Genomic DNA, 21,066 nt, shown 5'->3' on the forward strand with positions numbered 1-21,066 from the left:
CAGGGCATGACCGACAGCGCGCTTGACCCCGAGGACCGCAAGATCGTCACCCTGGCCCGTTCCGCGCGGGCCCGCAACGGTGTGCCCGAGGGGGCGGCCGTACGGGACGAGACCGGGCGTACGTATGTCGCCGGGACCGTTGCCCTCGATTCGCTGAAGCTGAGCGCGTTGCGGACGGCCGTGGCGATGGCGGTGGCGTCCGGGGCGACGTCACTGGAGGCCGCGGCCGTGGTCACGGAGGCCGAGTCGGCGTCGGCCGAGGACCGGGCGGCGGTGGCGGATCTCGGCGGGCCGGGGACGCCGGTGCTGGTGGCAGGGCCCGACGGCACAGTGCGGATGACTGTGCCCGCAGGCTGAAAACCGCCCTTTTCAGAGTCGTCCGGAATTCAGCCTTGCCGACCCGCGTCCCACACGCATCAATGGGTCCGGTAGTTCCGACGGGCCGTCAGATTCATCCCCCCACCCCCCACCGAGCGTCCCGCACCGCGCGCGTCGACGGCCCCGCCGGGCTCTCCCAATCCATCCCCACATGGCAATTCCCAGACAGGGAAGGGAGCCGGATTCCCCATGAAACGCATAGCAACGGGTGCGGCACTGACGGTCGGGGCCCTCGCGGTCACCGGCCTGGCCTTCGCCCCAGCCGCCCTCGCCGTCACGCCGGAGACGGCGACGCTCACCGCCGACTGCGGCAGCTTCGGCGGCGGCGAGGCCACACTCACGGCCACGCAGGACGGCACCGCGGCGACCATGACCCTCAAGTCGTCCGCCGTCACCGCGCCGATCGCGCTGGGTGAGGACTCGATCCAGTCCACCCTCACCCTCGTGAAGGCGGGCGGCGGCACCACCACCTTCACCGCCACGGAGAACCCGGCCATGGCGGCCGGCGACGACGTCCAGGTCGGTCCGCTCCCCGGAACCGTGGCCTCCGGCGACAGCCTGGAGGCGTTCGGCGGATCGCTGAAGATGTCGGTCCTCGGCATCACCATCACCTGCACGGCGACGGGACCGCAGTCACCGGGTCCGTTCGTGTTCGACTGACAGTCACCTGGCCGATGGATCGTCAGTTCCTTGGAGCCACAACGGAACTGACGATCCATCAGTTCTTTTCTGCGTCTCCATTGACTTCTCACGCGATCCCCACATCAATGCCCCTCAGCGGGCGCGGGAGTCAGCAGCCGCGCCCGCATCCTCAGCCATAGCTCAGGAGGGGGCACCCATGGCTACGAGAGCCCGAAGACGCCGCTGGTCATCGCTGCTCGGGGCGACCGCGCTCGCGGTCACCGGGGGCGGCGCACTGGCCTGTCCGGCCGGCGCCGCGCCCACGAACGTGGACTTCGCCACGCACTGCATCCCGCCCGACATCGCGGGCATCCCGCCGATCGACGGCACCACCACGGCCAGTGTCGCGGTGGACAACGCCAGTCCGAAGGTCGGCGACACCGTCACCGTCACGTACACGGTCGTCAAGCCCGCCGCCAACAACCCCACCGCCATCGCCCTGCCGGCCGACATCATGACGCCCACCGGCAAGGTCACCCTCGGCGGGGCGCAGACCGGTGAGGTGACCGTCGCCGGGCCGAAGAAGAACGACCCGGTGCCCGGCAACGGCGCCTTCCCGTCGTTCTCCATGACCGGCACCTTCAGAGTCACCGCGCCTGGATCGATCACGCTCTCGCCCGGCGACTACAACATCCACACCAGCTACATCCTCGAACTGGACACGCCCTGCACGGTGATCACCCCGCCCGCGCCGGTCTCCGAGACCATCACCGCGACGGACGGCAACCCCACCAACAACCGTGCCATCGCGCTGAGTTCGGCCTCCGGCGACCCGGGTGACAGCGTCACCGTCAGCGGCAGCGACTTCACGCCGGGGGCGACGGTCACGCTGGCCGGGCGGTCCGGGGGCACCCAGACCGCGGACAAGGCCACCGTCACCGCCGGAGCGAACGGCTCCTTCAGCGGATCGCTCGTCGTCAACGACAAGACCACGACCGGTGTGGTGGCGTACGAGGGGAGTGCGTGGAGCGCGGAGAAGGGGGCCGGGCCCGCCGCGTACGTCGTCAATGACGACACGCCCGTCCCTGACGGAAGTCAGAAGCTGACGACGACCGTGAAGGCGGGGACGCTGTCCATGTCCCAGGCCGGGGACTCCGTGCAGTTGTCGGCGGTGGACTTCGGCGAGGGCGGGGCCTCCACGGGCGCCCTGCAGACCGTCACCGTCGAGGACTTCCGGGGCGGGCCCGCAGGCTGGTCCCTCACCGGCAAGGTCACCGACTTCACCGGGCCCGGCGCCAAGATCGACGCCGGGAAGCTGAAGTGGACCCCCGCCTGCGCCACCAAGGCGGGCAGCCCGAGCACGTGCCGGACCGGTTCGTCCGGCACGGTCGGCAGCGCGGGCGCCACCCTGGCGTCCACCCCCAACGGCACGCTCACCGGCGGTGAGTTCACCGTCGACGCCGGGCTCTCCCTGGACGTACCGGCGTTCACACCTCCGGGCTCGTACGCCGCAGTGCTCACCCTCACGCTCAGCTGACCGCACGGGCGTCCGCACCCGCCCGTTCACCTCATCCACGTGGGGGTCCGCACCCATGCGCAAGCTGTACGTCCTCCTCCTGGGCCTGCTCCTCACCGCCTTCGCCGCGCCCGCGCACGCCGCCGACAACGGCAGCTGGTCCGTCTACCCGGCCGCCTCGAAGGTCGCCGCGCGCCCGTACTTCTACCTCTCCGCCGATCCCGGGACGACCGTCGAGGACAAGGTCGTCGTCGCCAACAAGACGGGTCGGCCGCTGACTTTCCGGCTGTACGCGGCCGACGCCTACAACACCGCGCGCGACGGCGGGTTCGCGGTGCGGACGGTCAAGGAGAAGCAGCGCGGAATCGGAGCGTGGGCCAGGCCCGTCAAGTCCCGGGTGACCGTCCCCGCGCACGGCGAGGTCACCGTCCCCTTCACGCTCCGCGTGCCCGAGAGCGCCGAACCCGGCGATCACCCGGGCGGGTTGGTCGCACTCGACGAACGCGTGAACCGGGGCGACGGCTCACTCGCCCTCGGTGTGCAGCGGGCCGTCGCCGCCCGGATCCACCTCCGCGTCGGCGGTCCGACGCTCCCCGCGATCGCCGTCGAGGACGTCCGCGTCACCCACCACCAGCCCCTCGTCCCGGGCCTCGGCGACAGCACGGCGACGATCTCCTACACGCTGCACAACACCGGCAACGTCACCCTGAACCCGAAGGTGGAGCTACGCGCGAAGGGCCTGTTCGGCCGTACGCTGCTGGCCCGCGACCTGTCGCGCGTCCCCACGGAACTGCTGCCGCGCCAGCGCGTCCGCCTCACCGAGCCCTGGCGCGGGGCGCCCCAACTCGACTGGGGCGATGTGACGTTGACGGCGAGCGCGCAGGACACGCGCGAATCGGGCAGCGCGTCGTTCTTCGCGCTGCCGTGGCTGATCGGCGTGGTGCTGCTGGTCGTGGTGGTCGTCGGGGTGGTGCTCGGGGTCAGAGCGCGTCGGGGCCGCGCTCGCCGGTCCGCACGCGTACGACCGTCTCCACGGGCAGCGCCCACACCTTCCCGTCCCCGATCTTCCCCGTCTGCGCGGCCTTGACGATCGCGTCGATGACGTCGTCCGAGGCGGCGTCCTCGACGACGATCTCGATACGGACCTTCGGTACCAGGTCGACCTGGTACTCGGCGCCGCGGTACACCTCGGTGTGGCCGCGCTGCCGGCCGTAGCCGCTGGCCTCGGTGACGGTCAGGCCGTGCACGCCGAGTTCCTGGAGCGCGTTCTTGACCTCGTCGAGGCGGTACGGCTTGACGATCGCGGTGATGAGCTTCATGCCGGGGCTTGACCTTCTGGGCGGAGGGGACGGGGGACGCGCCGGCCGGGGCGCCATGGCCCAGGACGCCGTGATCGTATGCGGTCCCGGCGCGCACCGTAAGGGAGGCGGGCGCGCACTGGTGCGGCGGGGGCTTGTGGATCAGGGAGAATGGGCGCCATGAGCGTGCGTATCCAGTCATCCGAGCCGTCCGAGGCCACCCATCGCGCCGGCTTCGCCTGCTTCGTGGGCCGCCCCAACGCGGGCAAGTCCACCCTTACGAACGCTCTGGTCGGCCAGAAGGTGGCGATCACCGCGAACCAGCCGCAGACCACGCGGCACACGGTACGGGGCATCGTGCACCGGCCCGACGCCCAGCTGATCCTGGTCGACACCCCGGGGCTCCACAAGCCGCGCACGCTGCTCGGCCAGCGGCTCAACGACGTCGTACGCACCACCTGGGCCGAGGTCGACGTCATCGGCTTCTGTCTGCCGGCGAACGAGAAACTCGGCCCCGGTGACCGCTTCATCGCCAAGGAGCTGGCCGGGATCAAGAAGACCCCGAAGGTCGCCATCGTCACGAAGACGGACCTCGTCGACTCCAAGACCCTGGCCGAGCAGCTGATCGCGATCGACCAGCTCGGCAAGGAACTCGGCTTCGAGTGGGCGGAGATCGTGCCGGTGTCCGCGGTCAAGGACAAGCAGGTGGACCTGCTGGCCGACCTGCTCGTCCCGCTCCTGCCGAAGGGCCCCGCCCTCTACCCCGAGGGTGACCTGACCGACGAGCCCGAGCAGGTCATGATCGCGGAACTGATCCGCGAAGCCGCCCTGGAGGGCGTCCGCGACGAGCTCCCCCACTCCATCGCGGTCGTCGTCGAGGAAATGCTCCCCCGCGAAGACCGCCCCGCCGACAAACCCCTCCTCGACATCCACGCCTTCGTCTACATCGAGCGCCCCAGCCAGAAGGGCATCATCATCGGCCCCAAGGGCAAGCGTCTGAAGGAGGTCGGCATCAAGAGCCGCAAGCAGATCGAGGCGCTGCTGGGTACTCCGGTGTTCTTGGACCTGCACGTGAAGGTGGCGAAGGACTGGCAGCGGGATCCGAAGCAGCTGCGGAAGCTCGGCTTCTGAGCTTTCAGGCAGACCTTCGGAAACCGATCGTCGGGACTGCTCGGCGTAGTGGCCAGGGGCGGGCCGCTGTTTTGGGGACCAGGGGCTGAAGGAACGCGTAGCGCTGGAGAGCCGACTGGTCCTGGGTTTCCAGGGACTGGACCTCGCGCCACCATGTGGCGACCTCGGCCCAGCCGGGGGCCGAGAGGGAACCGCCGAATTCCTGGACGGAGAGGGCGGCGGTGAGGCCGGCGAAGGCGAGACGGTCGGCGAGGGGCCAGCCGGCCAGGGTGCCGGTGACGAAGCCTGCCACGAAGACGTCCCCGGCGCCGGTCGGATCGAGAGCCTCCACGGCGATCGCGGGCACCTCCGCGGTCTCGCCGGTGCGCCGGTCCACGGCGTACGCGCCCTCCTTGCCAAGGGTGACGACGGCGACCGGCACATGCTCGGTGAGGGCATGGGCGGCGGCACGCGGGCAGGTGGCGCCGGTGTAGCGCATGGCCTCCTCGGCGTTCGGCAGGAACGCCTCGCAGTACTTGAGGTCGGTCAGCCCCGCCAGGTCCCAGGCGCCGGTGTCGTCCCAGCCCACGTCGGCGAAGATCCGGGCGCCCTTGCCCGCGGCCTGGGCGACCCAGTGGGCGGGTTTGCCGGGGGTCAGCGAGGCGATGGCGGCACGCGCGCGGGGCGGGCAGTCCGGCGCGGGCTCCTCCGGCGGGGGCTCGTGGCCGTGGGAGACCATCGTGCGCTCGCCCTCGTACGCCATGGAGACGGTGACCGGCGAGTGCCAGCCGGGCACGGTGCGTGCCAGGGAGAGGTCGATGCCCTCCCCGTGCGCCAGGGCGTCCCAGCAGTACTCGCCGTAGTGGTCGTCACCGAAGGCCGCCGCGAGGGACGTCCTCAGGCCAAGCCGGGCCAGCGCGGTCGCCATGTTGGCGACGCCGCCGGGGCTGGAGCCCATCCCGCGGGCCCAGGACTCGGTGCCCCGCACGGGCGCCGAGTCGAGGCCGGTGAAGATGATGTCGAGAAAGACGGTGCCGGTGAGGTACACGTCCCAGGGCGGGTCGTCGGATCTGCGCAGGGCACCCAGGGGGTCGACCTGGGCCTGGCAGCGGTGTCCCTCTCCGTTGAACACGATCACGGTGAGCTCCCTGGCATGGTGCGGATCAGGCCAGTGTGCCTCACACCACTGACAGCGCGCCGTCGCTCACCGGCAGCCACCGCCCCGCGTCAGCCCACCGCAGATCCCGGCCGTACGGTGCGGGCCGCACCCGGCGTCATCTCGGGCCCGGTCGCCGTGGGAGCCTTCGCCGGCCGCGTACGGATCCGGTCATTGCGTCCCCCGCCCCGCACCGGCAGCACGCTCGGCGCGGCGTGGCTCTGCGGGATCGTCCAGCAGATCGGGGCCGCCGCGATCACGCATCACCGGCGAGGCACCGCCGGCGTGACCCAGCCCGGCTCGGCGATGCGCATGGCGGCCTCGTCGTCACGCTCCCGCAGCTTGTCGCGGTCGAGTTCGACGCCGAGGCCGGGGGCGTCACGGACGGCGACCTTGCCGCCCTCGAAGGTCAGCCGCTCGGTGAGCATGGACACCCCGACGCCGAACGTGCGGCAGATCGCGGCGAGTTGCTGCGTGTTCCGCAGCCCGCCCCAGTAATGGTGATCGGAGAGGACGACCTGCACGGCGTCCTTCGCGAACGCCTCATTGATCTCGCCGAACGTCGTCACGCACATGTTGGTGGCGAGCGGCACGTCGAGACGGTGCGGATGCCCGGGAAACGCCTCCGCCAGTGCCCGTACGGCGGTGATCTCCTCCTCCGGCGGAAAGACACCCCCCTTGAGCTTGGAGGACGTAAACCGGCAGCCCGAGCGCCTTGCCGAGCGCGTCCAGGCAGGCCACCTCGAAGCCGGAGACGACGGACAGCCGCAGCTTGTCGGCGGTCTGAACACGACGAGGATCGGGGTGAGGCGGACGTCCGTGATGGTGAGGTTCACAGGGCGGCTCCTACGAGGTCGAGTCCGGTGACACGTCGACCGCGAAGAGGACGTGCCCGGCATCGTCGGCTTCGAGGGGCGCTCATTTACCCGACCCACCCCACCCCAAACAGAATGTGCCTCAGATCACGCCCTCCCCACTTCTTTCAAGAACCGCGTGCTTGATACAAATTGGCCGCGCGTTCCTGTCCGTCGACGGTCGTCGCCCCATCCCCTTTTTTGTGCCGCTCCTTTCGCATGCCCTGGGAACGCCCGTGTTCGCCCGCACCACCACGCCCTGGCCCCTCGTCGCCCTTTTCACGGCCGGGTACCTCGCCCCGTACCTCCTCCCGACCACCGTCGGCAGGCTCGGCTCGGGGCTCCCCCTCTCCGCCACGCAGGCGGGCGCCATCGGCAGTGTGCTGCTGCTGAGTTCGGCGGCGGCGGGCTTCCTGCTCGCCTCCCGCGTGGACCGAGTCGGCCCGCGCACCCTCGCACGCCTCGGCCTCACCCTCGCCGGCGTCGGCTACGGCGGGGCCGCCCTCACGCACTCCGTCCCGGCCGTCGTCGCGGGCGCGGTCGTCGGCGGTTTCGGGTCCGGTACGGTCACCGCCGTCGCCGCCACCGGGATCGCCGGCCGCCCGGACCCGCACCGGGTCACCACACTCGGCCTGCTCGGCGTCTCCGCGCTCGCGGCCACGGTGTACCTGACGGTCCCGCACCTCGGTCCCGGGCACGGTCAGCCCCTGGCCGCCATCGCTCTCACAGCACTGGCGGTCTGGCCCCTCACCACACGGCTCCCGAACCGTTCGGACCCCGAACCGGCCCGCTCCGAGAAGACCCCGCTCCCCCACCCCCGCTCCGGCCTCGTCCTCGCCGTCACCCTGCTGTGCTGGTCCCTCGCCCAGAACGCCCTCTGGGGCGTCAGCAGCCGCATCGGCCTGACCCAGGCTCACCTCACCGAGGTCACCGTCGGCGCGGTGTTCGCCGTGGCGCTGGGCACGGGACTGCTGGGGGTGATCGGGGCGAGCGCGCTGGGCCCGAGGCTCGGTCTCGCCCTGCCGATCGGCGCGGGTACGGCCGTCATCGCCGGCTGCATCGCACTCAGCGCCTCCGCGACCGACCTGGCGACCTTCGCCACCGGCGAGATCGCCTGGAACACCCTGTACCCGATCGTCCTGTCCTACGTCATCGGCCTCGCCGCCTCCCTCGACCCACGCGGCCGTTGGGCGGTCCTGGTCGGCTCCGCGTCCTCACTGGGCACGGCGGCGGGTCCGCTGACCGGCAGCCTGCTGTCGGCACAGGCGGGCTTCCCGGCGATGGGCGCGATGCTCGCGGCCGGACTGCTGATCATCGCCGCCCCGATGACGGCGGTCGCCCTGCACGCCGGACGTTCGCGGGTACCGGAGATCATCGAGATCCCCCTGGACACACCAGCAGTCCCGGCCCAGCGCAAGGCATACGACACGGCAGGAGCGCCCCGTTACTGACCTTTTCGGCGTGATGTCGTTGGGGAGGGCTGACGATGCGTGATCGTTGCGGTATGCCGGTTGTGTGAACTGGGCAGTCGACCTGAACGCGGGCGGAGCCGCCCTGCTGATCGCATTGCTCACCGGTCGCGGCCAGCGGCTTCTCCATATTCCTGGCCGCACCGTTCACCATGCCTCCCGCAGCTACCGGGGCGACGGCAAGACCACTGCGGCAGCCGCCCCAGCACGTCCAACCTCAACTACCGCGCCGGGCAGACCGTTTCCAACCTGGTCGTGACCAAGGTGTGCACCGGCGGCCAGATCAAGCTCTACAACAGCGGCGGACACATCCACCTGATCGCCGACCTCAAGGGCCTCCATACCAGCTCCGTCGTCGACGGCACCTCCCCCTGGGGCAGCCCCTTCGTGCCGGCCAACCCCACCCGCTTCCTCGACACCCGCAACGGCACGGGTGCCCCCGCCGGGCGGCTCGGCGCGAACAGCACCCTCACCGTGAAGGTCGCCGCAGTCCACGGCGTACCGGCCGGCCGACGCGACCTCCGTCCTGGTCAACAGTCCACCGGTCAGGGCGACAGCCATGGCCGTGGCGAGAGCCGGGCGAAGGTCGGTGCGCGTGAACACGACGCTCCTGCGGAGCGCGTGGCCTGTGGCAGCCCGCGATGATCTGAGTGCGGCGGGAGGGGGACTCACCACGCAGCAATGGTGGACGTCCAGTGCACCATGGGGTGGCCTCGCGAGCCGGGCTTCCCCGGCGGCTGGATTACGGGCGCATACCCGCTCGGTCGGTGAACGGTCTGGAATTGGTCAATACCTTCCACCTCCCCTTGGCCGGGGCCGGGACGCGCATATTCACTGCGCCCTATGACACTCACGAGACCTTCGGCACCCATGAGATCCCTGATCAGTCCGGGGAGGACGGCCACCGTGCTGGTCGGCGCGCTTGCCGCTCTCAGTCTGTCCCTGGGCACAGCTTCCGCCGACACGGTGCCGGCGGAGTTCGGGACCGATTACCACGACCCGGTGACCGCCGCCCCGGCCATCTCGACGCCGCACACCAAGTCGTGTTCGGTCACGGTCGCCCAGGCGCAGTTCAAGGACTTCACCCCCTACACCGGTACCTACACGCCGCCCACCGGCTGCGGCACCCCCGGCCGCTGGTCCAAGGTCGTCCTGCGGATGGACGGGAGTGTGAAGGGACGGCAATACGACCGGCTCGGTTATCTGGACATCGGTGGTGTACAGGTCTTCCGTACATCGACGCCCGAGCCCTCGCAGGACGGGATCAACTGGTCCGTCGAGAAGGACGTGACCGAGTACGAGAAGACGCTGAGCAGCGCACAGTCGGTCGACATGCTCATAGGCAACGTTGTAAACGACACCTACACCGGCGTGCTCGACGTCAAGGTGACCCTCACCTTCTACGCCCCCGAGCCCGGCCGCACCCCCTCCGCCCCCGACCGGGTCATCCCCCTCAGCGACGGCGACAGCGTGACGACCGGCGCCTCGCTGACCACTCCACGCAACTCCACGCGGATTCTCGCCGAGGTGTACGCCACCGGCTCGGGCGGCGGCTGTGAGGAGTTCTGGTACTCGGTGGTCACGCCGTCCGCGTCGTACTCCTGCCAGGGCGGGGACGACGGTCCGTACCGCGAGGTGCAGGTGAGCATCGACGGGAAGGTCGCCGGAATCGCCTCGCCGTATCCGAACGTGTGGACCGGGGGCTGGTCGCCCTATCTGTGGTCGGTGATCCCCGCCCCACACGCCTTCGACGTACGGCCGCTGGAGTTCGACCTGACTCCGTTCGCGGGGCTGCTCAACGACGGCAGAGCGCACAAGGTCGACGTGTCGGTGGTCGGGGTGCCGAGCGGCCAGACGGGGTGGAGCGCGCCGACGAACATCCTGGTGTGGCAGGACGCACACAAGTCGGTGGTGACGGGGGCCGTGACGTCGTACACGAAGGCGGATCCGGCGGTGAGCAACACCTACACCGACGGTTCGCTGCGCCACCTGGTGACCGACGGCGAGGACCGGTTGAAGGTCACCGGCTACCTGGACACCTCCCACGGCCGGGTCACGACGACGGTCGAGCGGACCGTCACGACCGCGATCGACCACCAGTGGACGCCGGACGAGAACACCGACGCCCAGACCGGTACGTGGAGCGACCACCAGGCCGTGACCACCAACGGCCAGGTGTCCCGCACGAACCGCACCTACACGCTCGACGGCCGCTCCACCATCGACAGCGCCAACCGCCTCCGCGTGATCATGTCCGTCGGCGACCACGCGCTCCTCGACGCCACCCGCATCGACGACATCTACCAGGGAGACGCCACCTTCACCCTCGGCGTCCCCCGCGAGGACCGGCACGCGGTGGCCACAACCAGCGAGCGCTACCGGCTCCGGGCTCCCGGCGCGTGCTACGACCACACGCTCGCGACGGAGCAAGGGGTGCTGACGAAGGACGTGCGCGGCTGCTGACCCCGGACCCAGCCCTTGGCGCGCAGTCGCTCCACAGAAATTGCGGCCCCCGCCCATCGGCCTGGACGACAAAGAACCCCCGGGTCGCTGACCTGGGGGTTTCTGCTGGAGCGGGTGACGAGAATCGAACTCGCGCTCTCAGCTTGGGAAGTTGCGATCATTTGCAGGCGGATTGCCTTCACAGTGGTTCCCCGCTGTTCCCCGCAGGATCGCTACCGTGCGGTGGCAGTTGCTGGGGTTGCGGTACCTGGCTGCTGTGCCACAAGATCCGAACGGGGGTGACCATGGAACCGCATGTGCTGGAATCACTGTTGGCTGGTGATGACGAGGCGTCCGTGACAGCTCTGGCCACCCTCCGCAGCGGCGCCACCTACTGGGTGGGAGACCGGGCACAACCCGCAGGCCAGCATGCGGGAGTCTTCAAGCGCCGTCTTCAGCGCATGCGCGAACATGGCCGGCCCGTGCGCACAGGGCTGATCGATTCTGCCGATCGGACATGGACCACCCTGCTCTTTCTCACCGAGGACGGCAGCGCACCAGTGGCCTGCGCCGGCTGGCCGCTGCCGCTGGTTGCCAGGGAGCCACCGCTCTAAGCCTTGATTGGTGCGGCCGACCTGGCGGCCTGCTCGATCTTCGCGCAGTAGGCTGCACGGGCTTCCTCGTCGATCGGCTTCTCGTGTTCGGCGCGCACGCCGGTCCGGCCGTCGAGGCCCTCGCGCAGGATATCGGCGTGCCCGGCATGCCGGATGGACTCGCCGAGGACATGGACCATGACGGCGAACAGGTTCGTGTTGGGGCAAGGCTCCGTCCACCACGGCACGTGGCCGGGGGCGTCGAGGGGAAGTTCGTTGATCGTCGCGTCCGAGTGTTCCCACGTGCGCCGGTAGAACCCGATGATCTGATCGCGGGTCTCGTCCTCGGTCGCCCACAGATCGCTGCCGTTGGAGTCCTGCCACCGGGGCAGCGGTTCCGGGCAAGGGCGGTCGAAGACCTCGCCGAAGTACCTGGCCTCGACGGTGGCCACGTGTTTGACCAGGCCGAGGAGGTTGGTCCCGGTCGCTGTCAAAGGCCGGCGGGCGTCGTACTCGGACAAACCGTCGAGTTTCCAGAGCAGCGCCTTGCGGTCCCGCCGCAGTCTCCCGTGCAGGTTGTCTTTCGCGAATTCATCGATCATGCGGCATGAGCCTGCCATGGGCTGTCTCGTGGTCTCAAGATCCCGTACGTGGTCCGCAACGACTGGCAGAACCGAGGCCTGGCCATGGCCGCCGCCCTGACCTGCTACAACCGGTCCCACATTGGAGGGGAACCGTTCGGCGTTCAGCGGGGACCGGCCCCTACAGTAGGGGCGCGGGGAACTGCGCGATCACCCCCCACCGGCCCGCGGCAAACCAGACCGCTCAGCCGAACTCGTACGCCTCCACCTCAGCCAAATACCCCGCCCGCCGCTCCTCATCGTGTTCCAGAAACGCCGCGAGGAACGAGTTACGCGCCAACTCACGCAGCCGATCCTCGCCCAGCCCCAGCGCCGACCGCACCGCATCGTAGTTGTCGCCGACGTACCCGCCGAAGTAGGCCGGATCGTCGGAGTTGACCGTGCACAGCAGCCCCGCCTCGAGCATGGCCGGCAGCGGATGATCGGCGAGGACATCCACCGTGCGCAACCGGACGTTGGAAAGCGGGCACAGAGTCAGCGGCACGCGCTCCCGCACCAGCCGCTCGACGAGGACCGGGTCCTCCACGCACCGCAGCCCATGATCGATCCGCTCGACGCCCAGCACGTCCAGCGCTTCGGTGATGTACTCCGGCGGCCCCTCCTCCCCCGCATGCGCGACGCGCCGCAGCCCCAGCTCCGCCGCCGCCTCATACACCTCGCGGAACTTCACCGGCGGATGCCCGACCTCGGCGGAGTCCAGCCCGATGCCCACGATCCGGTCGAGATACGGCTTCGCGGCCTCCAGCGTCGCCATCGCCGACTCGGCGGACTCGTCGCGCAGGAAGCACATGATCAGCTGCGTGGAGATGCCATGGTTCTGCTCGCTGCTGCCCAGCGCCCGCCACAGCCCCTCGACAACCGTGCCCATGTCCACGCCCCGCGCGATGTGGGCCTGTGGGTCGAAGAAGATCTCCGCGTGCCGTACACCCTGCGCGGCGGCGCGCGCGAGGTAGGCGTTGGCGAGATCCTCGAAGTCCCGCTCGGTCCGCAGAACGGTCATGAGCTCGTAGTACAGGTTCAGAAAGGACTGGAGGTCCTCGAACTGGTACGCCTTGCGGAGCTGGTCCGTGTCGGCGTACGGCAGCTCGACGGCGTTGCGCGCGGCGAGCTCGAAGGCCAGCTCGGGCTCAAGGGAGCCTTCGATGTGGAGGTGCAGTTCTGCTACGGGGAGGGACATCGAAATATCGTACGGGCGTTTTACCGTCGTTTCGGAACCGGCACCCTCAGCAGATCATGCGCCACGGTCAGCTCCCCCTCGAACCCGGCGGCCCGCGCCTGCCGCTCGAACTCGTCGGGCTCGGTGTACCGCTGGCTGAAGTGGGTGAGCACCAGATGCCGTACACCCCCCTCCTTCGCCACCCGTGCAGCCTGACCAGCCGTCAAATGGCCGTGTTCTACGGCGAGTTCCTCGTCCTCGTCGAGGAACGTGGACTCGATGACGAGCATGTCGCAGCCCTCGGCGAGGGCGTACGCCCCGTCGCACAGCCGGGTGTCCATGACGAACGCGAACCGCTGTCCGCGCCGGACTTCACTGACGTCCTCCAGCGTGACGCCGCCGAGAGCGCCCTCGCGCTGGATGCGGCCCACGTCCGGGCCCTTGATGCCGTGCGCGGCGAGCCGTTCGGGGAGCATCCGCCGCCCGTCGGGCTCGACGAGACGGTAGCCGTACGACTCGACGGAGTGGGAGAGCTTGCGGGCTTCCAGCGTGTAGGCGGGGGTGGTGGCGAGCGCCCCGTCGGCGGTCACGGGTGCCTGGGTGAGCTGGACCGTCTCCCGGTAGGCGGTGGCGTACCGCAGCCGGTCGAAGAAACGCCGGCCCGACTTCGGGTAGTGGGCGGTGATCTCGTGCGGCACCTGGTCGAGGTTTATGCGCTGGATGACACCGGCGAGGCCCAGGGAGTGATCCCCGTGGAAGTGGGTGACGCAGATCCGGTTCAGGTCGTGGGCCGCGGCCCCGGCGCGCAGCATCTGGCGCTGGGTGCCCTCGCCCGGGTCGAACAGGATGCCCTCGCCGTCCCAGCGGAGCAGATAGCCGTTGTGGTTGCGGTGCCGGGTCGGGACCTGGCTGGCCGTGCCGAGGACCACCAATTCACGTACGGACACGGTGAGTTACCCGGGCGGCCACTGCATGCCGCGACCGCCCATGACATGGGCGTGTGCGTGGAAGACGGTCTGACCGGCGCCGGCTCCCGTGTTGAAGACGATGCGGTAGCTCTCCAGCTTGTCCTCGTCGGCGACCGCCTTCGTCTCACGCAGTATGTGCGCGGCGAGTTCGGGGGCCTCGGTGGCGAGTTCGGCGGCGTTCGCGTAGTGGGCCTTGGGGATCACCAGGACGTGAACGGGCGCCTGGGGGTTGATGTCACGGAACGCAACGGTCGTCTCCGTCTCTCGGACGATCGTCGCCGGGATGTGCCCCTCGACGATCTTGCAGAACAGACAGTCGTCCTGCGGTTCCCCTGCCATGGTCCCTCCGGGGTGCGCGGCGGTTTACACGGTGCATCGTATCGTCGTCGGCTGCGGGTGCTTTGTGGCTGGTCGCGCCCACGCGGCGGAGCCGCAAATCGATACAGCCCCGCGCCCCTCTACGTCGGCAGAGTCGGCGGTGTTTTTGCCGGGCTGTTCTCCAGCGCCTCCAACGCCAGCCTCACCGCCTCGTCCAGCTGTACGTCCCTCCCCGCCGCATAGTCCTGCGGTCGCTGCACGACCTCCACATCCGGATCCACCCCGTGGTTCTCCACACCCCAGCCGTAATTCTCCAGCCAGAACGCGTACTTGGGCTGAGTGACGAGCGTGCCGTCGACCAACCGATAGCGGTTGTCGATGCCGATCACGCCGCCCCACGTACGCGTGCCCACCACCGGCCCGATCCCCAGCGCCTTGATCGCCGCGTTGACGATGTCCCCGTCGGACCCGGAGAACTCGTTGGCGACGGCGACGACGGGACCGCGGGGGGCGTCCTCGGGATAGCTGTACGGCCGCATGCCGCGCGGCGAGGCCCAGCCGACGATGCGGCGGGCCAGCTTCTCGACGACCAACTGGGACGTGTGGCCGCCCCGGTTCTCCCGGACGTCGACGACGAGCCCTTCGCGGGCGACTTCCACGCGCAGGTCGCGGTGGATCTGGGCCCAGCCCGGCGCCTGCATGTCGGGCACGTGGAGGTAGCCGAGACGGCCGCCGGAGCGTTCGTGGACGTAGGCGCGCCGGTCGGCGACCCAGGCGTGGTAGCGGAGCGGCTCCTCGTCGGCGACGGGGACGACGACGGCGTGCCGGGGCTCGCCGCCGCCGGAGGGCGACACCGTCAGCTCGACCGGCTTGCCCGCCGTACCGACGAGGAGAGGACCGGGCCCGGTCACCGGGTCGACCGGGACGCCGTTCACCGCCATGATCGCGTCGCCCGCGCGAACCGCCACGCCGGGCGCGGCGAGCGGGGCACGGGCATCCGGGTCGGACGTCTCGGAGGGCAGGATCCGGTCGATGCGCCAGCTGCCGTCCGGGTGGCGGGAGATGTCCGCGCCGAGCAGCCCCTGCCGGTCCCCACTGCCGTGGCCGCCGCGCGGCATGACGTACGCGTGGGAGGTGCCCAGCTCGCCGTGCACCTCCCACAGCAGGTCGACGAGGTCGTCGTGGGTGGCGACGCGGTCGAGGAGGGGGCGGTAGCGGTCGAGGACGCCGTTCCAGTCCGTGCCGCCCAGGTCGGGACGCCAGAAGTTGTCCCGCATGATGCGGCCGTTCTCCTCGTACATCTGCCGCCACTCGGCCGCCGGGTCGACGGTCTGGCGGATCCGGCCGAGGTCGACGGTGATGTTGGTGTCGCTCTCGTCGTCGCCCGCGGCCCGCCGGTCGCTGGGGACGACCTTGAGCCGGCCGTCGGTCCACAGCAGGACCCGCTTGCCGTCGCCGCTGACCCGGAAGTGGTCGGCGTCGTCCGCGAGATGCTCCACGCGCCGCTGGACGAGGTCGTACCGCTCCAGCTCCGACTTGGGGTCGGGGTCGTCCGGGTTGGCCCGGGTGGCACCCAGCGCCCCGCGCACCGGGTGGCGCAGCCACAGCACGCCGTCCTTCGCGGCGCGCAGCCCGGAGTAGCGGGCGGCCTCGACCGGGAACGGCACGATCCGGTCGGCGAGCCCCTCCAGGTCGACGCGGGTGGTCGGGGCGCCCTCGCTGTCCGGGGTCTCGTCCTTGTCCGGCGCGTCGAAGGGGCGGCCGTGCCGCTGCGGGCCGAACGGGGACGGGGTGGTCGCGGCCAGCGTGATCAGGTGCGGACGGGAGCCGACGACGAAGGCCAGGTCGAAGACGTGCTCGTCGTAGACCGGGTCGAAGGCGCGCGTCGACAGGAAGGCGAGGTGCTTGCCGTCGAGGGTGAACGCGGGTGCGTAGTCCTGGAAGCGCAGCGGGGTCGCCTCGGTGACCGACAGGTCGGTGGTGTTGGCGAGCTTGAGATGGCACAGCGGGCGCGGGCCGGGGTGCGACCAGGCCAGCCATGCCGAGTCGGGCGAGAAGACCAGCCCGGAGGCGTCGCCGTCCTCGCTGCGGTCGACCTCGCGCACCTCACCCGTCTCGCGCTCGACCAGCAGCACACGTCCGTCGTGCGAGGCCACGGCGGCCCTGCTGCCGTCGGGCGCCATCGCGAGCCCGAGCACGCGGCCCAGCTGCCCGGCGGCGAGCCGGCGCGGAGTCGCCCCCGGAGCCAGACCGGTCGCCGGCGCGAACTCCAGGGCGTCGTCGCCCTCGGCGTCCGTCACCCACACCACCCACTCCTCGCCCTCCGCGCGGAACGTGCGCGGCAGCCGGGCCCGTACGCCGGGCTCGGCGGCGAGCGCGCGGGCCGGTCCCGAGCGGTGGGTGACCCAGTGCACGGCGCCGCGCACCGCGACCGCGCTGCCGCGCGCGGTGTGGTCGGGGGACGCCGACCCGAACCAGCGGGAGGCGTTCACCGGGTACGGCTGCCGGTCGGTGCGCTGCCCCCCGAGCCGGATGTCGAGCCCCCGCGGCTCGGCGCCGTCGAGGTCGTCCAGGATCCAGAGTTCACCGGCGGAGGAGTACACGACGCGGGTGCCGTCGCCGGAGGCGTGCCGGGCGTAGAAGCCGTCGACAGGAGTGTGCCGCCGTAGATCCGAACCGTTGCCGAGGGAGGAGTACAACGCCCCGACCCCCTCATGGTCGGACAGGAACGCGATCCGCTCCCCCGCCCACACCGGGTACTCGAGGTTGCCGTCCAGCTCTTCATGCAGCCGTACGAACTCCCCGTCCCCCTCCCGGTCGATCCACAACTTGCCCGCCGTACCGCCCCGGTACCGCTTCCACCACGCCGCCTCCCGCCCCATGGGCGAGGAGAGCAGCACCGCGCTCGGGCCGTAGGCGACATGGCCGACCCAGCCGTACGGCAGGACGGTCGACGGTCCGCCGTCGAGCGGGACGGCGTGGGCCCAGCTGCGGCGGAGGTTGGCCTGGCCGTAGGTCGTGACGGCGAGAACCTGGCCGTCGGGGGTCCAGCCGCGCACCTGGGTGCGTGAACTGCCCCAGTGCGTCAGGCGCTTGGCGGGCCCGCCGTCGATGGGGGCGATGTGCACCTCTGGGGCGCCGTCGCGGGTGGAGGTCCACGCCACCGTCGTACCGTCGGGCGAGATGCGCGGCAGGGTGACCGGCACATTGTCGGCGCTGACCCGCCAGGCCCGGCCGCCGTCGAGAGGCGCGAGCCAGACGTCGTCCTCGGCGGTGAAGGCGACCAGGTCGCCGTGCAGGTGCGGGAAGCGGAGATACGCGGCGGATGCGGGCTCTGTCACCCGATCACCCTATGCAGGCGCGGCGCCGCTGGACAGGCCTTTGGATCACTTGCCCGGTCTGCGGGGACCACGGCTCACTTGCCCTCGGGCCAGCAGTCCGGCTGCTCCTTGCACCACAGGGTCTTCGTCTCGGTGACCGTGACCGTGGCCCCGGGCTGTTGCGGGTTGTCGACCGGCGGGGTGTTCGCGGCGTCGCAGTCGCCGAGACCCTCGACGTGGAACCACTCCTTGCCGTCGATCTTGGCGGTGAGGTCCCCGCGTACGCACTTGCCGTTGACCGCGCGCGTCACCTTGCCGGTGACGGTGATGTCCTGCCCCTGGTCGGTGCGGCCCTGGCAGTCGACATTGGCGACGGCGTCCTCGGTCGGGCTCGAACTCCCCGGCGTAGAGGCCTTGTTGCCGTCCCCGAAGGACGCCGTGCAGCTGAGCCAGCTCACCTTCGCGTTCTGCCGTTCCAGTTCCTTGGTGACGGTCTGGTCGGTCGTGTACGCCACCGTCGCCGAACTCAGCCCGGCCGGATCACAGGCGACGGCACCGCCGACGGCTCCAGCCACGGCAACCACTCTCGCCCCGCGCGGGCGATCCCAAACCCACCGCAATGCCCCCATGGGAGGGCAGCCTGCCACTGTCCCGCCCGACACGAAAGAGCGCATACGGCCACTCAAGTGCCGCCCGACTGAGGCGCCCCAAAGGGGCGCGGGGAACTGCGCGACAAGCCCCCACCGGCCCGCAGGTCACCACCGCCCTTCCAGCGGAGCGCTCACGTGCGCAGCAGCAACCACTCCTGGAGTTCCACCAGGTTGCCCTCCGGATCCTTGAGGTGGGCGACACGCATACGGGCGGCCATATGGGTCGGCCCATGCAACAGCGTGGCGCCACGCCCGGCGATCTGCTCGCAGTAGGAGTCCAGGTCATCGACGCGCAGGACGACCAGAGAACGGTGACCCGTGGCCGCGTCACCCAGCTCACCCAGCACCTCCGCCATCATCGCCCGGTCCTGGAGCGCGATCCCCGCCGAGCCGGTGGCGGAACTGAACTTCTCGTACGGACCCTCCGTCGCCCCCGACTGCGGCTTGAGGCCGAGAACCTCGGAGTAGAAGCGGTAGCAGGCGGCGAAGTCGGTGACGAGCAGCCGTACTTGGGCGAGTTCCATGACCACTCCCGGGTGTTCAGGACCACCGGCCGGTGCGGCCGAGAAGAAGCGCCGCCGCCGCGGTACCGGCGGTGGAGGTACGCAGCACACTGGGCCCGAGCCGGTACGCCTGCGCACCGGCCTCCGCGAACAGCGTCAACTCCTCGGGAGAGACGCCCCCTTCGGGCCCGACGACCAGCACGATCTCACCCTGGGCGGGCAGTTCGACACCGGCGAGGGGTTCCGCACCGCTTTCATGCAGTACGGCGGCGAAGTCGGCCTTCGCGAGAAGTGCCGCGACCTGCTTGGAGGTCGCGGCGTCCGCGACGTCGGGGAAGCGCACCCGGCGGGACTGCTTGCCGGCCTCGCGCGCCGTGGCCCGCCACTTGGCCAGTGCCTTCAGCCCGCGGTCGCCCTTCCACTGCGTGATGCAGCGGGAGGCGGCCCACGGCACGATCGCGTCCACGCCGACCTCGGTCATCGTCTCGACGGCGAGTTCGCCGCGGTCGCCCTTGGGGAGGGCCTGGACGATCGTGATGCGGGGTTCGGCCTGCGGCTGCTCGGCCACCGAGTCCAGCCGGACGATGAGGCGGTCCTTGCCCTCGGTGTCCAGCACCACGCAGTCCGCCCAGCGGCCCGCCCCGTCGGTGAGCACCAGGTCCTCGCCGGGCCGCAGCCGCTTCACCGAGACCGCGTGCCGCCCCTCGGGGCCGTCGAGGACGTACCGCCCGCCGCTGCCCGCGTCGAAGTGCTCGACCACGAAGACGGGGGCGGTCATCAGGCACCGCCTCCCATGGACGGAGCGGCCGACAACGCTGTCTTCGCGGCGGCGATCTCGGCGGCCAGCACCTCCACCAGCTGTCCGGCGGGCAGTTCGCGGGCCATCCGGTGGCCCTGTCCCGCCCACAGCGCCATGCCCTGCGCGTCGCCCGCCTTGGCCGCCGCCTTGCGCAGCGGCGAGGTGAGGTGGTGGATCTCCGGGTAGGCGGCGGGCGCGTACGGGCCGTGCTCGCGCAGGAAGCGGTTGACCAGGCCGCGGGCCGGGCGGCCGGAGAACGCCCGCGTCAACTCCGTACGGACGAACAGGGGGTTGGTGAGCGCCTGCTTGTGCAGGGCGTTGGCGCCGGACTCGGGGGTGGCGAGGAACGCCGTGCCGAGCTGGGCCGCGCCGGCGCCCGCGGCGAGGGCGGCGGCGATCTGGCTGCCGCGCATGATGCCGCCGGCGGCGACGAGCGGGAGCGACACGGTCTCGCGGACCTGCGCGATCAGCGACAGCAGGCCGATGCCGCCGCCGTCGGTCTCCTGGACGTCCCGGTGCGTGCCCTGATGGCCGCCCGCTTCGATGCCCTGCACGATCACCCCGTCGGCACCGGCCCGCTGCACGGCGAGGGCCTCCTCGGCGGTGGTCGCGGTGACCAGCGTGAAGGTGCCGACGCGGCGCAGCGAGTCCAGCACGTCCCGGCTGGGCACGCCGAAGTGGAACGAGACCACCGGCACCGGGTTGTCGAGCAGGACGGCGAGCTTGGCGTCGTAGCCGTCGTCGCGACCGCTGTCGGGGTCGCCCAGCTCGGTCTCGTACCAGGTGGCCTCACCGGCGAGCTGATGGGCGTAGACGTCCACGGCGGCGGCATCGGCGTACTCGGGCTGCGGCATGAACAGGTTCACGCCGAACGGGCGGCTCGTGATCCGCCGCAGCTGTTCGATCTCCTGGTACATGCCGTCGGCGGTCTTGTACCCGGCGGCCAGAAACCCGAGCCCGCCGGCCTCGGACACGGCGGCAGCGAGATGCGGGACGGAGACTCCGCCCGCCATGGGGGCCTGCACGATCGGATGAGGGAAGAGATCGGTCAGTGCGGAGGACATGACGGCATGTTGTCACGTCCTCCGAACAAGTCCGAATCCGGCCTTCCCTCTGGCATAGGCCAACGGCATGCCAGGGCTAACGCCCGCTGAAGGCATCCTTCAACCGCGAGAACAACCCCTGCTACCCCGACTGGCTGTGTCTGCCCGGGGGACGCTGCGTCCGATAGCCGCTGCGCGGCGGGCCGGACCCCCGGCAGGCCTCCGGCCACC

Annotated in this window: 20 protein-coding genes and 2 pseudogenes; 10 read left to right on the forward strand and 12 right to left on the reverse strand. The window is 70.7% G+C overall.

Annotated features, from left to right (window positions below; all coding sequences use genetic code 11):
• The first annotated feature begins 6 nt into the window (after positions 1–6).
• From QQY66_RS15545 to QQY66_RS15560, 4 genes are all read left to right on the forward strand, one after another.
• Positions 7–357, forward strand: coding sequence for a cytidine deaminase (locus QQY66_RS15545; RefSeq protein WP_301980918.1), 351 nt, complete (start codon positions 7–9; stop codon positions 355–357).
• A 210-nt stretch (positions 358–567) separates the two neighbouring features.
• Positions 568–1,038 carry a hypothetical protein gene (locus QQY66_RS15550; protein WP_301980919.1) on the forward strand — a complete coding sequence of 157 codons (471 nt, stop codon included), beginning with the start codon at positions 568–570 and terminating at the stop codon, positions 1,036–1,038.
• A gap of 178 nt (positions 1,039–1,216) precedes the next feature.
• Positions 1,217–2,536, forward strand: coding sequence for a beta-xylosidase (locus QQY66_RS15555; protein WP_301980920.1), 1,320 nt, complete (start codon positions 1,217–1,219; stop codon positions 2,534–2,536).
• A gap of 55 nt (positions 2,537–2,591) precedes the next feature.
• Positions 2,592–3,602 carry a DUF916 domain-containing protein gene (locus QQY66_RS15560; protein WP_301980921.1) on the forward strand — a complete coding sequence of 337 codons (1,011 nt, stop codon included), beginning with the start codon at positions 2,592–2,594 and terminating at the stop codon, positions 3,600–3,602.
• Here QQY66_RS15560 and QQY66_RS15565 read toward each other — a convergent pair.
• Positions 3,496–3,834: a P-II family nitrogen regulator gene (locus tag QQY66_RS15565; RefSeq protein WP_301980922.1), complete on the reverse strand. Its 339-nt coding sequence runs from the start codon at positions 3,832–3,834 to the stop codon at positions 3,496–3,498. The genes QQY66_RS15560 and QQY66_RS15565 overlap by 107 nt on opposite strands.
• Before the next feature lie 159 nt (positions 3,835–3,993).
• Here QQY66_RS15565 and era point away from each other — a divergent pair, with 159 nt between their 5' ends.
• Positions 3,994–4,944 carry a GTPase Era gene (era, locus tag QQY66_RS15570; protein ID WP_301980923.1) on the forward strand — a complete coding sequence of 317 codons (951 nt, stop codon included), beginning with the start codon at positions 3,994–3,996 and terminating at the stop codon, positions 4,942–4,944.
• 4 nt (positions 4,945–4,948) lie between these two features.
• On the opposite strand, the gene QQY66_RS15575 is transcribed toward era, so the two are convergent.
• Together QQY66_RS15575 and QQY66_RS15580 are read right to left on the reverse strand one after the other, a co-directional pair.
• Complete coding sequence (locus QQY66_RS15575; protein WP_301980924.1) at positions 4,949–6,061, reverse strand: carbohydrate kinase family protein; 1,113 nt, start codon at positions 6,059–6,061, stop codon at positions 4,949–4,951.
• A 281-nt stretch (positions 6,062–6,342) separates the two neighbouring features.
• Positions 6,343–6,874 (reverse strand): annotated as a pseudogene (locus tag QQY66_RS15580) (enolase C-terminal domain-like protein); the annotation flags it as partial.
• 295 nt (positions 6,875–7,169) lie between these two features.
• Here QQY66_RS15580 and QQY66_RS15585 point away from each other — a divergent pair.
• The 5 genes and pseudogenes from QQY66_RS15585 (at position 7,170) to QQY66_RS15605 (ending at position 11,458) form a co-directional block, all read left to right on the forward strand.
• Positions 7,170–8,384 (forward strand): MFS transporter, encoded by a 1,215-nt coding sequence (locus tag QQY66_RS15585; protein ID WP_301980925.1) that lies wholly within the window; start codon positions 7,170–7,172, stop codon positions 8,382–8,384.
• Between the two features lie 58 nt (positions 8,385–8,442).
• Positions 8,443–8,595, forward strand: a pseudogene (locus QQY66_RS15590) (transposase); the annotation flags it as partial.
• A 62-nt stretch (positions 8,596–8,657) separates the two neighbouring features.
• Entirely contained in the window at positions 8,658–9,047 is a 390-nt protein-coding gene (locus QQY66_RS15595) for a hypothetical protein (RefSeq protein WP_301980926.1), read from the forward strand.
• Between the two features lie 225 nt (positions 9,048–9,272).
• Positions 9,273–10,865, forward strand: a complete 1,593-nt coding sequence (locus QQY66_RS15600) for a peptide-N4-asparagine amidase (protein WP_301980928.1) — start codon at positions 9,273–9,275, stop codon at positions 10,863–10,865.
• A 284-nt stretch (positions 10,866–11,149) separates the two neighbouring features.
• Positions 11,150–11,458: a hypothetical protein gene (locus tag QQY66_RS15605; protein WP_301980929.1), complete on the forward strand. Its 309-nt coding sequence runs from the start codon at positions 11,150–11,152 to the stop codon at positions 11,456–11,458.
• Here QQY66_RS15605 and QQY66_RS15610 read toward each other — a convergent pair.
• The 9 genes from QQY66_RS15610 to QQY66_RS15650 all read right to left on the reverse strand — a co-directional run bounded on the left by QQY66_RS15610 (position 11,455) and on the right by QQY66_RS15650 (position 20,856).
• Complete coding sequence (locus QQY66_RS15610; protein WP_301980930.1) at positions 11,455–12,039, reverse strand: DinB family protein; 585 nt, start codon at positions 12,037–12,039, stop codon at positions 11,455–11,457. The two genes, QQY66_RS15605 and QQY66_RS15610, sit on opposite strands and share 4 nt — an antisense overlap.
• Positions 12,040–12,262: 223 nt before the next feature.
• The gene (locus QQY66_RS15615; RefSeq protein ID WP_301980931.1) at positions 12,263–13,255 is read right to left on the reverse strand and encodes an adenosine deaminase; all 993 of its coding nucleotides are present in this window, start codon (positions 13,253–13,255) and stop codon (positions 12,263–12,265) included.
• Positions 13,256–13,275: 20 nt separating this feature from the next.
• A complete protein-coding gene (locus QQY66_RS15620) occupies positions 13,276–14,181 on the reverse strand; it encodes a ribonuclease Z (protein ID WP_301980932.1) in 906 nt (301 codons plus the stop codon).
• A 6-nt stretch (positions 14,182–14,187) separates the two neighbouring features.
• A complete protein-coding gene (locus QQY66_RS15625; RefSeq protein ID WP_301980934.1) occupies positions 14,188–14,541 on the reverse strand; it encodes a histidine triad nucleotide-binding protein in 354 nt (117 codons plus the stop codon).
• Between the two features lie 119 nt (positions 14,542–14,660).
• On the reverse strand, positions 14,661–17,861 hold the full coding sequence (locus QQY66_RS15630; protein WP_301980935.1) for a S41 family peptidase: 3,201 nt from the start codon (positions 17,859–17,861) through the stop codon (positions 14,661–14,663).
• Positions 17,862–17,935: 74 nt separating this feature from the next.
• Complete coding sequence (locus tag QQY66_RS15635; protein WP_301980936.1) at positions 17,936–18,469, reverse strand: hypothetical protein; 534 nt, start codon at positions 18,467–18,469, stop codon at positions 17,936–17,938.
• Positions 18,470–18,621: 152 nt separating this feature from the next.
• On the reverse strand, positions 18,622–19,014 hold the full coding sequence (locus QQY66_RS15640) for a VOC family protein (protein WP_301980938.1): 393 nt from the start codon (positions 19,012–19,014) through the stop codon (positions 18,622–18,624).
• Positions 19,015–19,030: 16 nt separating this feature from the next.
• Complete coding sequence (locus tag QQY66_RS15645) at positions 19,031–19,771, reverse strand: 16S rRNA (uracil(1498)-N(3))-methyltransferase (protein ID WP_301980939.1); 741 nt, start codon at positions 19,769–19,771, stop codon at positions 19,031–19,033.
• Positions 19,771–20,856: a nitronate monooxygenase gene (locus QQY66_RS15650; RefSeq protein WP_301980941.1), complete on the reverse strand. Its 1,086-nt coding sequence runs from the start codon at positions 20,854–20,856 to the stop codon at positions 19,771–19,773. The genes QQY66_RS15645 and QQY66_RS15650 overlap by 1 nt, the downstream gene beginning before the upstream one ends.
• Positions 20,857–21,066: the final 210 nt, after the last annotated feature.

The organism is Streptomyces sp. DG2A-72 (genome assembly GCF_030499575.1).
Taxonomy (GTDB): Bacteria; Actinomycetota; Actinomycetes; order Streptomycetales; family Streptomycetaceae; genus Streptomyces.